Origin of the sequence: Staphylococcus sp. GDY8P45P, from assembly GCF_017892745.1 — a bacterium.
In the GTDB taxonomy this organism is placed as follows: domain Bacteria; phylum Bacillota; class Bacilli; order Staphylococcales; family Staphylococcaceae; genus Staphylococcus; species Staphylococcus cohnii.
In genome coordinates this window covers 150,402-164,854 of the sequence record NZ_JAESLS010000009.1, presented here as the reverse complement: position 1 = coordinate 164,854, position 14,453 = coordinate 150,402, and the positions used below count along the sequence as shown (strand labels likewise).

Here is a 14,453-nt window from a genome sequence, read left to right as displayed (position 1 = left end):
CCATCAATGGTTGGCTCCTCCCCCCATTGATGGAGATTTTTTTAGTCTTACTTTTCAGCTTTGCTCAGGCGTTCCCCCTTTATACTTTTCAGCTCTGCTGAATTAGTAAGACTTATGCATGAGCTTTGCTCAGGCGTTCCCCCTTTATACTTTTCAGCTCTGCTGAATTAATAGGATTGATGCACAACTAAAATCATAATAAAAAAAGACTAATCCACCAAAATGGATTAGTCCTAATTTTTTAAAAGAAGTTGCATCTCACAACTTCTTTCATCTGAGCATGAAGTAAAGTTGCCAACCATTTACTTTAATCTGTTAAACTATCAACGATAATCATCTCATCATAATTAATCGCTTCACGTAATTTTAGCGCAGTAACTTCACTAATTTCTTCGTCTTCAGTAAGTTGATTCAGAACACGACGCTGTTCTCTAAGTGCACCCAATTTAATTTTAGTGATAGAAGTTTCACTTTTTGGATTAAAGAAGTTAGAAGGCGTTAAGTTTTCAATTCTCATTAAATAACTATCACAAATCATGCCTACTTCTAATTTATTTTCTTCAGTCGTTTCTTTACCTAAACGACTAACTACGCGATAATGCACGGTCCTCATAACATTAGAAATTTCTCTCAAGTTTTCAATCACTGATAACGAGGATGCTGCATTCGTTCTCACTTTAGTTTTAATTCTACTTTTTAAAATAAATGTTTTTAATTCCACTTTAATACGTTGAATTAGAGAAGATTGTTTATAAACCTGAGTACGTTCCGCATAGCGCATATAGTTATCTAAGATATTTGTTGTTATATCACCATTAGATACCAAACTATTCAACGTATTATTTTCAACATCAAAAGCGATTTTTTGTAACCGTTCTAACTCTTTGGTATTTTCATCTTCGTTCTCAACGGTTTTAAGAAATGCTAATTTATCATGATATTCTTTAATAACATTACCATATAGATAACTAGATTCTTCAGAAGATAATTTATTTAAGTGTTCTATAACATTTTCTAAAATATATACCCTTGCTTTTTTAAAGCTCATACCGTGTTGTTTTGGTTGAACCGCATTAGGTGTCACAATAGGTAGCACAAATTGTGCAATAATTAAACTTATAATGACCATACCGGATGCGATAAATAATAAGTCATCTCTAAATACAAACGAATGATGATCTGCCAACATATAAGGTAATGTTAAGGCAATCGCTAAAGAAATTGTCCCATGTACACCACACAACGTCATAATAAAAGCATACATACCACGTTTCGGTGGTTTCTCAGTGACTTTCGTATTGTCTTCATAATTCGTAAGTATTTTTTGGAATGGACTGATTGGTAAATAAAAATAAGGATATAAAACAAAAACCCATAAAAATCTAAATAAATATATTGCTAAAGCAATTAAAACTGTAACTACAATTAGAAAAATAAAATTATGGGGTTCATTTTCTATAATTCGACCAACAAGTTCTGGAACTAAAAATCCTAAAATAGAAAAAACAAAACCATTTAATGCATAGCCCAATATATTCCAGGTATGGTTATAACTCATTTGTAATCTAGTACGTGCTTGTGCAATTCGGTCGCGTTCAAAACCATGTACCAAACCTGCTACTACAGCTGCAATAATACCTGAAGAATGAAACATTTCAGCAACGAGATATGTAATAAAAGGCGTCACAAGCTGTATAAATGTAAACATATTTATATTTTCTATACCTCTTCTGGAAAGTGATACTCTAAACCTAACGAGTGCTACGCCAATAATTAAACCGACAATAAATCCACCAATTGAGGATACTAAAAATTGTTCAACTGCATTCACCATTGAAAAGCCACCCGTAATCAATGCAGCTACAGCAATTTTAAAAGATATGATACCAGCAGCATCATTTAATAATGATTCACCCTCTAAAATTGTCATAGAGCCTTTGGGTAGTACTTTACCATTCGTAATTGCTTGAACAGCAACAGCATCAGTTGGACATAAGATTGCAGCTAGCGCAAACGCGGCAGCTAATGGAAGCTCAGGCCAAATCCAATGTACAAATAAGCCAACTACGATTACAGTAGTTACTACAAGACCTAATGCCATCATTAAAACCGGTTTGATATAACGCCTTAAATGCACACGAGAGACTTTTACACCTTCAACAAATAATAGCGGTGCTATCAAGGCAACCATAAATAATTCCGAATCAAAATGGAACTCGACGGGAACTGGTGTAATATACAGTAACATACCGAGGATAATTTGAATAAAAGCTAAAGGAATTTTAGGTAATAGTATATGCACTAAAGAACTTGCGATTACTACCGCTAAAAATATAAGTATCGTTTCGAATATTTGCATGGTTTCACCTCTTTTCAACATTTAAACTTTCATAATTGTTGAGGTTGAAACAAAAATACAATCGTTTATTTATGAACATATTGTGTCTCAAACTCTTACATATCCTTGTTTATATGAACAATGATGTTTACCAGATATGTATTTTTTTACATTAACACAATTACAAATATATATAATTTTATCATTTTTTTAGTAGCCACTAAAATGTATTGCACTTCAACCATGATAAAATTTTGTTATTTCACAAACATCAATACTAACAAAACATTTATAACGTTATATATAAATAGCGGATTAGAGATCAAACTTAATTTTGATTTCTAACCCGCCTAGTCTAGTATATAACCTACAAGTAGGTTGTATTTAAATTAATACTTATCTTGTTCTTTTTCATTAATTTTATGTCTACGCTCTTCACGTATTTGAGCACGTTTTTTCAATTGTTCAAATGTGTCATTTTCCGAAGCGCTTAATAAGATACTTGTTTGTTTAGGTGCATCACTTTTCCTATACATATAAGCGCCTGTTCGGTATGCTGCTCTAGATATTAAGTGACCACCTACTGGAGAAGTCAAATTGATAAATACCAATGCTAAAATCATCCTAACACTTAAATAACCTTGTGAAGAAATGAAATAAATGACAACACCTACCAGCGTTAACAATACCGATAATGTAGAACTTTTCGTAGAGGCATGACTTCTTAAAAATACGTCTTGGAACTTAATAAGACCAATTGCACTAATCAAAGCTATAATACTGCCCAAGAACATCATAAACGCTGCAATTAAATTAACGATTTCGCTTGTTATTTGCATTAAAGACATGCCCCCCCTCTATAAATCTTGAAATAGAAACGGTGCTTACAAAGGAAATGATCGCAATCAACAAGATAGAATCTAAGAAAGAAAAAGTACCAAAAACAATACTTAACACACCAACCGTTGACATTAATATGGCACTAGCAGTATCAAATGCAACCACCCTATCAGCCGTCGTTGGTCCTTTTACTAACCTAAACAACGTTAAAATAAGTGCGATACCAAACAAAATAATTGAACTTGTTATAAAGAAATTTATCAGTGATTCGATCATTCTGCCACCTCCAATATGAGACCTTCATATTGTCTAATACTTTTAAGCAGTTTCTGTTTTTCTTTTTCAGAGATATCAATTGCATGTATAAAAATCTTTTTTCTTTCCTTTGAAATTCTAATAACTGTGGAACCAGGTGTAATTATAATTAGAATCGTTAAAAATGAAACTTCCCAATCTGTTTCTAAAGTCGTTTCATATCTAACTAAACCAGGATTTAAGTCTTTCGTTTTAAATAAAATGTAGTTGATTGTGGTCATACTTGATGTAATTAACTGATATAAGTATACCGTTAAAAATTTAAATGCTACCCAAACTTTTTTTAAATAAAATTGTTGGCCAAAAAAACGATGTAGTATATAAATAACTACTAAACCAATTAGATAACCTGAGAAGAAGGTAGAAGCTTTAAATGATTCTTCATCTTGAAATAGCACCCATAAAAATGCAATGACCATATTAAGTAAGACTTGTCTCATTATTTCTCCTCCTTCACTAAATGAGGATTGACCATTTTTTCATATAATCCATCATCCATATTTAAATGGGTAGCATTATCAGTTACTTTGAAAATCAATGGTGCCGCTAGTCCCATACCGATAATTGCTGCTACAAGAATGCCGATTAAGCCTTTACGATATCTAGGAATTGGTTTGAAGTCTATATGTTCACCTTTATCAGAATTACCTAAATACATTGTGAAGAAAATTCTAAACAAGCTAAACATACCAATTAGACTAGTTAAAATCATCAAAGTTAAACCAATATAATTACCATTTTCAACAGCACCTTTAAAAATAAACACTTTTCCAGGGAAACCACTAAATGGTGGCACACCACCAATTGCTAAAATCATTACCACAAATGCTACACCAAAGAATGGTTCTCTTTTAGCTAAACCATATAAATTTTTATATTGTCGATAACCAGTAATATATACTAAGCTACCAATGATAAAGAATAGCAATGTTTTCACAACAATATCATTTGTCAGATAAAAAATAGCACCATTGACACCTGAAATTGTATTTGATCCTAGACCTAAAATTATAAAACCAATAGAAAGAATAACTTGATATGCTGCTATTTTTTTAATATCTCGATAAGCTAAGACGCCAAATGCACCAATTAACATCGTTATACAAGATAAGACAACCAATAGTGGATGTGTAATACCACTATAATTATCAAATAACAGTGTGAAGAAACGAATCAAGGCATAAGCGCCTACTTTTGTCATTAATGCTGCAAATAATGCTGCTAACTCAGTGTTTAAAACAGCATATGCTTTCGGAAGCCACATGAATAATACAAGCGCAGCTTTGGCACCAAATGCAATTAAAAACACCATTGAAATAATTACTACTGAACTTTCTCCTTGCATCTCAGTTAGTCTTTGCGCTACTAAAGCAAAGTTTAAGGTACCAGTAAGTTTGTATAATAAACCGATGCCTAATAATAACAACCAAGAACCTAAAATATTAAGTACAACGTAAATAATAGCTGCACGTAACTGTTCAACTGATTGTCCTAACGTAATTAACACAAACGACGCAAGCAACATTACCTCAAACATGACATATATATTAAATAAATCTGCAGTTAAAAACGAACCAATAACGCCTACTGTTAAAAACAGAATAAAACTCGGTAAGTAATAACGAATTGCTCTTTTTTCTCTGCTACCAAAACCATATGCCATAATTAACGTAACGACAAAACTCGATGTCGTGACCATGAGTAAACTCAATGAATCACCAACAAATTGAATTCCATAAGGTGCTTTCCAGCCACCAAAATCTAAAGCGATTGGCTTATGTTGCATAACATAAATCAATAACAATAAAGATATGATTGTCGTAATAGACATTGTGCCAATTGAAAAAATTCTTGATAATCTGCTATGTGTACGGATAAATACCAGTACAAGCGCACAAATTGCTGGCAGAAGTAATGGCAGAATTAACAAATTACTCATCATTATCGTCATCACCTCTTAACACATCAATTTCATCTTCTTTAGTAACTCGATATGTTCTATATACGAGCACAAGTAAAAACGCAGTCATGGCAAAACCTATCACAATAGCAGTCAATACAATAGCTTGCAACAATGGATCTACGAAATTTTTACTACCTTCACCAATAAGTGGTTCTACCATATTCTTACCATAGCGACCCATGCTCATGATAATTAAATTTCCTGCGTGTGTATAAATTGAAATACCTATGACGATACGGATTAAATTGACTGATAATATCATATACGTTCCTATAAATATTAAGAAGCCAATCACCATTAACAATATCAAATTCATGAGCGACCACCACTTATGGATAGCATAACTGTTACTACAACGCCTACGACCGCTAAAACAATGCCAGCTTCAAAAAGCGTAACAGTTGTTAAATGTACTTCACCTAATATCGGTAATTGAACGTATGCATCTGTTTGGTAAAGGAACGGTTTACCAAAGAACATTGGTATGACAGCAGTAGCAAATGATACTAAAGACCCGGTGATCATTAATATTCTAAAATCAAGTGGTAAAGCGACTAATACTTGTTTAACGTCGAAGGCCAAGAACATAAGTAAAAATGCAGAACTGAATACAAGTCCACCGATAAATCCACCGCCAGGATTATTATGTCCTGCTAAAAATAAGTAGAACCCGAATGTTAACAATATAAATACAACAATTTTAGTAATTGTTCGTAAGACTACATCATTCTCTTTCATCTTGACCCCTCCGTTCTTTAAAGTTAAGTAATGTATAGATACCCAAACCAGCGATGATTAATACCATACCTTCAAATAAGGTATCCATAGCACGAAAATCACCAAGAATAGCATTTACAATATTTTTACCGCCTGCAAGTTTGTATGCATCGTGATAAAAAGTTGAAATCGTTGGCATAGTTTGACCCTGCTGAGCAATGAAAACAAGTGTAACTACAGTAATCGCCATCATTAATGAAACAATAATCTTAACAGCTTCTCGTTTCTTATGAACTTTTGAACGTGGTACGTTTGGTAAGCGTGAAAAACTTACAATAAACAATATTGTAGTTATTGTTTCTACCACTAATTGCGTCAGCGCTAAGTCTGGTGCTTTCATTAAAATGAAGAATATCGTTACACAATAACCAATAATACCGTTTAATATTACCATCGTTAAACGTTGACGAATAAACGTTAAAGCAATACCTAGAATAAATACAACAATTAACGTGATGATTTCTAATGGGCCAAATTCACTGACATGTATCTGTTTAACGTCGGGAAATCCAGCTTGGATGATCCCATAAACAACTACTATGATGAAAACCGCTAACGTTAATATAATATAATGATTCAAACGATTATTCATCAATGTACGAATACTATAACCTGAATAATTTTCAAACTGTTTATATGAGTCTAAATAAACATCTGTTATAGATTTGACTCTAATTTTTTCGGATTGTTTTTTCCAATCAATTTTAAGCGCTGCTATAAAACCTACAACAATCACAATGAAACTTAACAACAGCGGTAAATTAAATCCATGCCATTGTGATATATGCGGTGCAACATTATCTACTTTTTCTCCAATTGTGATACTTCGTAATGCCGGTAAAATAATATGATGTCCAAATATATTTGGCACAAAAAACACAATAGGCAACAAAATCATCATAATTGCAGAAGGTAGTGTAAATAAAAATGGTTCATGAGGACTTTGTACTGGTGAATCATTATGTTTAAAGTCTCCCCAGAAAACTTCCTTAATCATGTAAACTGCATAAATAAGCGTGAAAATACTAGCAACAACACCTATCACTGCAATAATGATTGTTAAAATGATATTAAATTGAGGTAATTGGTATGAACTTACCAAACCATCAAAAAACATTTCTTTACTTAAGAAACCATTAAGAAATGGGATACCAGCCATAGATAAAGCTGAAAGTAACATAACTACATGTGTGATTGGCAGTACTTTTCTTAATCCAGACAATTTACGTATATCCCTCGTACCTGTTTCATGATCAATGATACCAACGCCCATAAACAAAGCACCTTTAAATAACGCATGATTCATCAAATGGAAAAGACCTGCGAAGAGAATAAGGCTGTAAACTTTAGATAGTTCACCAGTAGTATGTTGTGCAAATCCTCCACCGAGACCGACCATAGAAACAATCATACCTAGTTGACTGATTGTAGAATAAGCTAAGATACCTTTTAAATCATATTGTCGAGTGGCATTAACCGCCCCAAAAATCATTGTTATTAATCCAACAAAAGTGACACAATAAATATAAAAATCACTTAGCCCTAAAACAGGCGTAAATCTAAATAGTAAAAATATACCTGCTTTTACCATTGTGGCAGAGTGTAAATAAGCACTCACGGGTGTCGGTGCTTCCATGGCTTTTGGTAACCAAATATGGAAAGGAAATTGCGCTGATTTAGTAAATGCACCTAAAAGCAACAAGATAATAATTGGTATAAACAACTGACTATCAGCTATTTTGTCACTTTGCGCAATGATCGATGTAATAGAATTTGTACCCGTAACAATATAAATCATGATAAAACCTGTTAATAGTGCAAGACCACCAAAAACTGTGATCATAAACGATTGGATAGCACCAAATTGACTTGCACCTTTACTGTACCAGTAAGCAATAAGTAAGAAAGATGATACACTCGTCAATTCCCAGAATACATACATCAAAATTGTATTATTTGCTGTAACAATACCAAGCATACTGAACATAAATAACAATAAGTATATATAAAAACGCGGTAAATGATCATGTTCTTTTGATAAGTATTGTGTAGCATAATAAAACACCGCTAGTCCAATGAGCGATATTAACAAACTAAAAAATAAACTTAATCCATCTAGTCTAAAATCTATATTTATATCCAATAATGTGAGCCAAGGGATTTTAATTGATACAAATTGCCCCTTCATTACTTGTGGCAATTGCCATAGAAAGTAAACAGAAGAAATGATTGGAGCGATTAAAGCGATTGGCCCAGCAAATTTATGAAATTTTCGTTTCGTCATTGTGAGCAAAAGTACCATCATAATTAAAATGATCGCACTCAGTAAATAAACTAAACTCATCCTATACCCCCTTTAACTATAATTTACAAATTTAAAGCTATCGTTGTTTTGCTAGATTTTGTAGAAATACCTATAAACTTCATTGTTTCAAAGGTTGTTTGATGTCCTAAGTACTTTTGAATAATCGATATTGAAATACCTGATTGATAAGCATGATAGGCAAATGTTTTACGCAACGTCGTCAAACCAATATGTAACATTCCTAAATCTTCTGCAGCAAGATGAATAATGCGATAAGCTTGCTGTCGCGATAGACCTTTTAATGTCCTATTAGACTGAAATAACAACTCATCATTCTTCAATTGTTGTTCTGATATATATGTCATTAATTCATTTCTCAAAGTTTCTGGTAATCTAATCTGAATCTTAGGTGCATGCGTCTCTATCCAATAGTGTTTTATATCATCGTCCTCTATTTTCACATCACTTACATTTAAATTTAATAATGAGGAAAGCTTCACACCAGTATGTATAGCAAACTTAAACAACAGATAATCACGCATGGATTTGGCTTTTAAAACCTCATACATCGCTTTTATCTCATTAGTATTCCTAATAGGGTCTACTTGATTCATAAATTCACCTCTGAATTAATTAATGTTGCATATTTAATGATATATCATGTTTTTGTCACATGAAAGTATTTTGTCTAATTTTTTCAAATTTTTTTGACCCATTTGAAATTTAATAACGATATATATAGTGAAAGGAGGTTAGGCAAATGAACCAAATCAGTCACTTAGCCGTCACTATGTCACGAATAACATATGACAAAGATGGAAAAGCTACACAATTTAAACGTCACTTTGCAAATCTGAATACCCAAGCAACAACTGATCAAATTAAAAGTTTCAAATCTATCATCGAACAAATCACTGGAGAAAAATTTGAAACAGTGGAAATCATTAAAACTGAAACAGTTAATTAAGGAGGTTAAATATTATGAGTCAAACTTTAGAACTTATATTCAATGATGCTGTTAACAAAGACATTAAATTACAATTACCCAAAATAGAGCACTTCATCAATGAAAGTACAGTAAAAGACGGAATGAACAAATTAGTTGCTCTAGATATCTTACGTCCTAAGGCGGGGATTCCTACTACAGTGCGTGCAGCACAAATCATAGATAAATCTACAAAATTAATTTTTGAAAGTTAAATCAATAAAATTTTAAACACATATATCATTTTTCTAGTGTATTTGTATAGTCACCGAAAGCTGAAGTAAACAAATTATATAAACAATCGTAGCAGCCTGATGCACTTAAGCATTAGGCTGCTACCTTGTTTTAAATAAAAAAAGTGACAAAACAACGAATCAAATTGCATTCGCTTTTTATCACATATACGATATTATTTATGATATTTTTTGTTTCTAATCGGTCTTAATCTAACTGTATCACCGAAAAAAATCTTACTTTTTCCTAATTTTTTACACATTGCATATTGTCCAAAAACTTCTGTCACTTGAGCAAGATTTTTATATGATTTCCTAGGATTTAATACTTCAATAAATTGTTCTTTTTGAATTCCTTCATTACTTCCTGCACCTATAAAAAAAGTTTCTTCATCTAATAAGCGTACGATTGAAAGTTGTTTCAATGTAAATTGTCACCACTTCTATATATTTTTAAACCACCAAAAATTCATCTTACTAATTTTTATAGGTCTTGATTTTCAATTTAAATCTAATAATTTCCCTTTAATTATAACATCAACATAAGTATTTTATTATATTTCATTAGTTGTGTACATTATTTTATACTTTCCTCTTTTATAAATAGAAACGAGCATAGGAAAATCCACTCCTTTCCTATATAATATAATTATCTCTGAAGAAAGCGTGATTTAATGATTTTTTTATATTTAGTAGGAATTGTTGCTGGGATGGTTGTTCCTTTTCAAACTTCGATAAATTCAAGATTAAGTCTTTATACGAAGTCTTCATTCTATGCATCTACAATTTCTTTTGCTACTGGAACTACCTTTTTAATCTTAATCAATTTAATTACCAATCCACATGTTTTTACTACTGATTTCTATAGTAATCAATCATTGAGTTACCTATGGTTTGTCGGCGGTATATTAGGTGTTATTTTTCTTACAGGGAATTTATTATTACTGCCGAGATTAGGTGCATCTTTAACCGTCGTAATGACAGTTGCTGGCCAAATTATTATGGGCGTTACAATTGATACTTTTGGTTGGTTTGGCGCGGATGTAGAGCCTTTTACTATGTTTAAAGTATTGGGTATTCTCTTTTTAATGCTTGGCATTATACTTATGAATTATGTACGTAGCAATCCCAAAGATAAAAACATGAATGCTCAGGTATATATTTGGTTGATCATCGGTTTTGTATTCGGCTTTTGTCCACCAATACAAACTGCGATTAATAGCGCATTAGGACAACAGTTACATTCATCAATTTTAGCGTCTTTAATTTCATTTACGATTGGTACCATAGCATTATTCATTCTAACTTTAATCTTCAATAGAACACTTAAGATGAAGGCTTATGATCAGCAAAAAGGCAAATTAAAACCAATTTATTTCATTGGTGGCATACTTGGAGTGATTTTTGTCACTACAAATATTATATTGATGCCACACCTAGGTGCTGCTTTAACTACAATTATTGTGATGTTAGGTCAGATGTTAATGGGCATAATTATTGATCACTTTGGATTATTAGGTACTTATGTTAATAAAATTACGAAGCGAAAAATCGTTGGTATCGTCGCTATGATGATTGGCATCGTACTTTTAAGATTGTTTTAAGTAATGATAGCCTAGAATGTAAAATACAATTTAAATTTATTCAAAAAAATTATGTCCTCCTACCTCACTAATAATAACAGTCCTGGGGTTTGTTTTAATGATAAGAAGCTAAGACAATTAATATGTCTTAGCTTCTTTTTTTCTGTGGCACAGTAGTTATAAAAGCAGTATAATCAGTACAATAATACATCTAGAGGTGACAAATTTTGAAACGTATCTTTATCATATTAACCACGTTACTAACCCTTTTTAGCACAATCGCCCTATCCTTATGGTTTTATTTAAAAACACATAGTAATAACTTTGAAGAGCACATCGAAACAGTTAAAATTTCTTATAAAAAATCACCATTCTTTATAGGAAGACAAGAGCCTTCTCAGTTAGTATCGATCAATTATGATACTTCTCAAGGTGCTATCCACGACTGGTTCGTACAAACCGAAACAAAAGTAACACAAAACCAACCACTTTTTGAGTATTATAATCCTCACATTGAACAACGCATCGCTCAAAAACAAAAGTTATTAGCTCAACTTATTAAAACTAATAAATCTACTTCAGCTGAACTTATTAACTTAAAAACTGAAATTTCCCACTTACAATCTAAACTACGTACTACAATTTTCTCACCCATTTCCGGTACCGTCATCATAAACCCCTCGCATATGCTTTCACAAAACCTACCCTTAATCCAAATCTATGATCCTAAGCCTGTCATAAGAGCAGAGATATCTGAGAAAGAAAAAAACGACTTACATATCAAGGACAAAGTAAAGATAAGTAGTGATATTACAAATAATAGTTTTGGTAAGATTACGCATATATCTAAACTTCCAATCAATCAAACAAATTTATCTAAACCATCTAAATATTTGCTTGAAATTTCACCAAACTCTGATCACATTTTTGGTGAACATGTAAAAATCGAAAAACCAACTACTCTGATAGAAATACCACGTACTGCAATAGATAATGGACAATTTGTTTATTTACTAAGAAATAAAAAATTTATTAAAAAGGTTATTAAATCAGAAAAATCGGGTAATAAAAAAACTATGCTTATCATTGAAGGTTTAAAACCTGGAGATATCATAGCTAGAAATGTTGACACTGTGCGGTCCAAAAATTAGATGTGCACAGTATAAATACAATAAATCTTTAAAATATAATTTGTTTTTTACAGTTTTTATCAAATAGTGGTAAATTGTAAATTTAGAGCAATTATTATAATTAAATGATTGGTGTTTAAATAATTGAATTAATAAATTTAAACATTACCATACCGTTTAATCAGTTTTATGTTTACTTGCTATTTTAATTTAGTTATAATAAACTAAATAATGCTAGTTTTAATATATTTTACCCAAATATATCAGAGCTGTAAATTATGATAAAAACTTTGTATTCAACTTTGAATTAAGACAAATTATTATACAAAAACATTTTTAATATGTATATTAGATTGGGCATATAAATTAGGGAGGAATTAAAAATGGCTATCACCAAAATAAATGACTGTTTTGAACTATTAGCAATGGTAACGTACGCTGATAAATTAAAAAGTATTATCAAAAAAGAGTTTTCAGTAAGTTTCGAAGAATTCGCTGTATTAACATATATTAGTGAACATGAAAGCGAAGAATATTATCTAAAAGATATTATCAATCATTTAAATTATAAACAACCGCAAGTTGTTAAAGCGGTTAAAAACTTATCTCAAGAAGATTATTTTGATAAAAAGCGTAATGAACATGATGAAAGAACAGTTTTAATATTAGTTGATTCTAAACAACGTAAAAAAATCAATGAATTATTATCACGTGTTAACAAGCGTATTCAAGAAGCAAATGATGAAAAAGAAGTATAACTAACTTTAGCTTCCCACATAAAATATCTATCAACATAAAAAACCACTTCGCCGAATTAATTTGGTGAAGTGGTTTTATATATATACCGAAAAAATTTTAATGTTTTATCTTACCTCGCTTTTGCATCTTTTATGTTTTTGAATGTATTCGTTCTTTTCATACTTAACACTTAGCATTTGAAATCAAAAATAAACATCACATATTTTAACAATTTTATCCTTCTGAGTATTCATTTGTTTTTATAAACGCTAAAAAAACGTCTAAAAAGTGGTTTGGTTCTTCAATATGAGGTGCGTGTCCTGATTGGTTAAAATCAACTATTTCTAAATTATGAAATACCTGATTGTATTCGCGCTTCATTTCTTTAGTAATTAATGGATCATAATTACCATTTACAATTAGTGTAGGAATGCTAGTTTGTTCAAGTACAATGTTTTGATTATATACAGGAAATTCCATTAATGCTCTTGTAGCTATCGCACTTTCTTCAGCTGATTGTCTATTATAAATCAACTGTGATTGAAACCATTTTTTAGCTTTTTCTTGGTCTTTATACATATAAGGTAATAATAAAATCAGAGATTCAGATTTATCAAATCCTTCTATTTCGTCGTCATGTTCAATCATTAATTTGTTTAACTCCAATACACTATCAATAAGATTACATGCGATTAAAGTTAATGACTCAACCATATATTCATATTTATCAACAAAATGTTTAGCAATAAGTCCGCCCATATCATGACCAATTAAATGCGCTTTTTCAATATTTAACTTTTTCATTAATAATTTCAAATCTTCTACGTGGTCTTTTAAATGATACGCATTAGGTTTTGAGGACTTACCATGTCCTCTAACGTCATAAGTAATGACATCATAATTATGTTTTAATTCATCTTTTAATCTACATAGGGAAGCTAGATTGCCATCTAAACCATGAATTAAAATTATAGGAAAGCCTAGACCCTCACGGATGTATGCCAATTTAGTGTTACAACTAATTTCTACTTTTTCCATTGTGGGCCACCTCCTTATATGGTTTATATACCCTCGATTTATGATGCATATGCTCAATTTTAAATATTTAACTGCAACATTTCTTTTTACTATGACCTTATAGTATTGGGCTTTAAAGATAAAAATACCCAACCTACACTTAATGTTTTTGCACATTAAATGTAAGTTGAGTATATGCAACTTATTGTGTTACAACACCACCAAGTAA

Annotated in this window: 16 protein-coding genes; 5 read left to right on the top strand and 11 right to left on the bottom strand. The window is 31.3% G+C overall.

What is annotated here, in order from left to right; translation table 11 throughout:
- Positions 1 to 307: 307 nt before the first annotated feature.
- From KA873_RS10645 to KA873_RS10605, 9 genes are all read right to left on the bottom strand, one after another.
- Positions 308 to 2,359: a cation:proton antiporter gene (locus KA873_RS10645; protein WP_107384667.1), complete on the bottom strand. Its 2,052-nt coding sequence runs from the start codon at positions 2,357 to 2,359 to the stop codon at positions 308 to 310.
- Between the two features lie 368 nt (positions 2,360 to 2,727).
- Entirely contained in the window at positions 2,728 to 3,177 is a 450-nt protein-coding gene (locus KA873_RS10640) for a Na+/H+ antiporter subunit G (RefSeq protein ID WP_019468407.1), read from the bottom strand.
- Positions 3,152 to 3,454 carry a Na+/H+ antiporter Mnh2 subunit F gene (gene mnhF2 / locus KA873_RS10635; protein WP_019468408.1) on the bottom strand — a complete coding sequence of 101 codons (303 nt, stop codon included), beginning with the start codon at positions 3,452 to 3,454 and terminating at the stop codon, positions 3,152 to 3,154. The genes KA873_RS10640 and mnhF2 overlap by 26 nt, the downstream gene beginning before the upstream one ends.
- Positions 3,451 to 3,933 (bottom strand): Na+/H+ antiporter Mnh2 subunit E, encoded by a 483-nt coding sequence (mnhE2, locus tag KA873_RS10630; protein ID WP_040029960.1) that lies wholly within the window; start codon positions 3,931 to 3,933, stop codon positions 3,451 to 3,453. Before mnhE2 ends, mnhF2 begins: the two co-directional genes overlap by 4 nt.
- Positions 3,933 to 5,435: a Na+/H+ antiporter Mnh2 subunit D gene (gene mnhD2 / locus KA873_RS10625; RefSeq protein WP_107386494.1), complete on the bottom strand. Its 1,503-nt coding sequence runs from the start codon at positions 5,433 to 5,435 to the stop codon at positions 3,933 to 3,935. Before mnhD2 ends, mnhE2 begins: the two co-directional genes overlap by 1 nt.
- A complete protein-coding gene (gene mnhC2 / locus KA873_RS10620; RefSeq protein WP_019468411.1) occupies positions 5,425 to 5,772 on the bottom strand; it encodes a Na+/H+ antiporter Mnh2 subunit C in 348 nt (115 codons plus the stop codon). The genes mnhD2 and mnhC2 overlap by 11 nt, the downstream gene beginning before the upstream one ends.
- The gene (gene mnhB2 / locus KA873_RS10615) at positions 5,769 to 6,194 is read right to left on the bottom strand and encodes a Na+/H+ antiporter Mnh2 subunit B (protein WP_107384665.1); all 426 of its coding nucleotides are present in this window, start codon (positions 6,192 to 6,194) and stop codon (positions 5,769 to 5,771) included. Before mnhB2 ends, mnhC2 begins: the two co-directional genes overlap by 4 nt.
- Complete coding sequence (locus KA873_RS10610; RefSeq protein WP_210140340.1) at positions 6,181 to 8,577, bottom strand: DUF4040 family protein; 2,397 nt, start codon at positions 8,575 to 8,577, stop codon at positions 6,181 to 6,183. The genes mnhB2 and KA873_RS10610 overlap by 14 nt, the downstream gene beginning before the upstream one ends.
- A 23-nt stretch (positions 8,578 to 8,600) precedes the next feature.
- Positions 8,601 to 9,152: a tyrosine-type recombinase/integrase gene (locus KA873_RS10605; protein ID WP_107386496.1), complete on the bottom strand. Its 552-nt coding sequence runs from the start codon at positions 9,150 to 9,152 to the stop codon at positions 8,601 to 8,603.
- Between the two features lie 146 nt (positions 9,153 to 9,298).
- On the opposite strand from KA873_RS10605, the gene sroA reads away from it, so the two are divergent.
- Positions 9,299 to 9,505 (top strand): sigS mRNA-stabilizing protein SroA, encoded by a 207-nt coding sequence (gene sroA, locus KA873_RS10600; protein ID WP_019468415.1) that lies wholly within the window; start codon positions 9,299 to 9,301, stop codon positions 9,503 to 9,505.
- 14 nt (positions 9,506 to 9,519) lie between these two features.
- Positions 9,520 to 9,738, top strand: a complete 219-nt coding sequence (locus KA873_RS10595; protein WP_019468416.1) for a DUF2922 domain-containing protein — start codon at positions 9,520 to 9,522, stop codon at positions 9,736 to 9,738.
- A gap of 194 nt (positions 9,739 to 9,932) precedes the next feature.
- On the opposite strand, the gene KA873_RS10590 is transcribed toward KA873_RS10595, so the two are convergent.
- Positions 9,933 to 10,181 carry a hypothetical protein gene (locus KA873_RS10590; protein WP_107384662.1) on the bottom strand — a complete coding sequence of 83 codons (249 nt, stop codon included), beginning with the start codon at positions 10,179 to 10,181 and terminating at the stop codon, positions 9,933 to 9,935.
- Positions 10,182 to 10,430: 249 nt separating this feature from the next.
- On the opposite strand from KA873_RS10590, the gene KA873_RS10585 reads away from it, so the two are divergent.
- From KA873_RS10585 to sarA, 3 genes are all read left to right on the top strand, one after another.
- On the top strand, positions 10,431 to 11,360 hold the full coding sequence (locus KA873_RS10585) for a DMT family transporter (RefSeq protein ID WP_107384661.1): 930 nt from the start codon (positions 10,431 to 10,433) through the stop codon (positions 11,358 to 11,360).
- A gap of 206 nt (positions 11,361 to 11,566) precedes the next feature.
- Positions 11,567 to 12,490 (top strand): efflux RND transporter periplasmic adaptor subunit, encoded by a 924-nt coding sequence (locus KA873_RS10580; protein WP_107504942.1) that lies wholly within the window; start codon positions 11,567 to 11,569, stop codon positions 12,488 to 12,490.
- Positions 12,491 to 12,852: 362 nt separating this feature from the next.
- Entirely contained in the window at positions 12,853 to 13,227 is a 375-nt protein-coding gene (gene sarA, locus KA873_RS10575; protein WP_019468421.1) for a global transcriptional regulator SarA, read from the top strand.
- Between the two features lie 214 nt (positions 13,228 to 13,441).
- On the opposite strand, the gene KA873_RS10570 is transcribed toward sarA, so the two are convergent.
- Positions 13,442 to 14,245 carry an alpha/beta fold hydrolase gene (locus KA873_RS10570; protein ID WP_107383661.1) on the bottom strand — a complete coding sequence of 268 codons (804 nt, stop codon included), beginning with the start codon at positions 14,243 to 14,245 and terminating at the stop codon, positions 13,442 to 13,444.
- Between the last annotated feature and the right edge of the window lie 208 nt (positions 14,246 to 14,453).

What these genes read in the sequence shown, in the direction of transcription:
- KA873_RS10645 (WP_107384667.1), bottom strand. Translation starts at nt 2,359, where the DNA reads ATGCAAATATTCGAAACGATACTTATATTTTTAGCGGTAGTAATCGCA.
- KA873_RS10640 (WP_019468407.1), bottom strand. Translation starts at nt 3,177, where the DNA reads ATGCAAATAACAAGCGAAATCGTTAATTTAATTGCAGCGTTTATGATG.
- mnhF2 (WP_019468408.1), bottom strand. Translation starts at nt 3,454, where the DNA reads ATGATCGAATCACTGATAAATTTCTTTATAACAAGTTCAATTATTTTG.
- mnhE2 (WP_040029960.1), bottom strand. Translation starts at nt 3,933, where the DNA reads ATGAGACAAGTCTTACTTAATATGGTCATTGCATTTTTATGGGTGCTA.
- mnhD2 (WP_107386494.1), bottom strand. Translation starts at nt 5,435, where the DNA reads ATGATGAGTAATTTGTTAATTCTGCCATTACTTCTGCCAGCAATTTGT.
- mnhC2 (WP_019468411.1), bottom strand. Translation starts at nt 5,772, where the DNA reads ATGAATTTGATATTGTTAATGGTGATTGGCTTCTTAATATTTATAGGA.
- mnhB2 (WP_107384665.1), bottom strand. Translation starts at nt 6,194, where the DNA reads ATGAAAGAGAATGATGTAGTCTTACGAACAATTACTAAAATTGTTGTA.
- KA873_RS10610 (WP_210140340.1), bottom strand. Translation starts at nt 8,577, where the DNA reads ATGAGTTTAGTTTATTTACTGAGTGCGATCATTTTAATTATGATGGTA.
- KA873_RS10605 (WP_107386496.1), bottom strand. Translation starts at nt 9,152, where the DNA reads ATGAATCAAGTAGACCCTATTAGGAATACTAATGAGATAAAAGCGATG.
- sroA (WP_019468415.1), top strand. Translation starts at nt 9,299, where the DNA reads ATGAACCAAATCAGTCACTTAGCCGTCACTATGTCACGAATAACATAT.
- KA873_RS10595 (WP_019468416.1), top strand. Translation starts at nt 9,520, where the DNA reads ATGAGTCAAACTTTAGAACTTATATTCAATGATGCTGTTAACAAAGAC.
- KA873_RS10585 (WP_107384661.1), top strand. Translation starts at nt 10,431, where the DNA reads ATGATTTTTTTATATTTAGTAGGAATTGTTGCTGGGATGGTTGTTCCT.
- sarA (WP_019468421.1), top strand. Translation starts at nt 12,853, where the DNA reads ATGGCTATCACCAAAATAAATGACTGTTTTGAACTATTAGCAATGGTA.
- KA873_RS10570 (WP_107383661.1), bottom strand. Translation starts at nt 14,245, where the DNA reads ATGGAAAAAGTAGAAATTAGTTGTAACACTAAATTGGCATACATCCGT.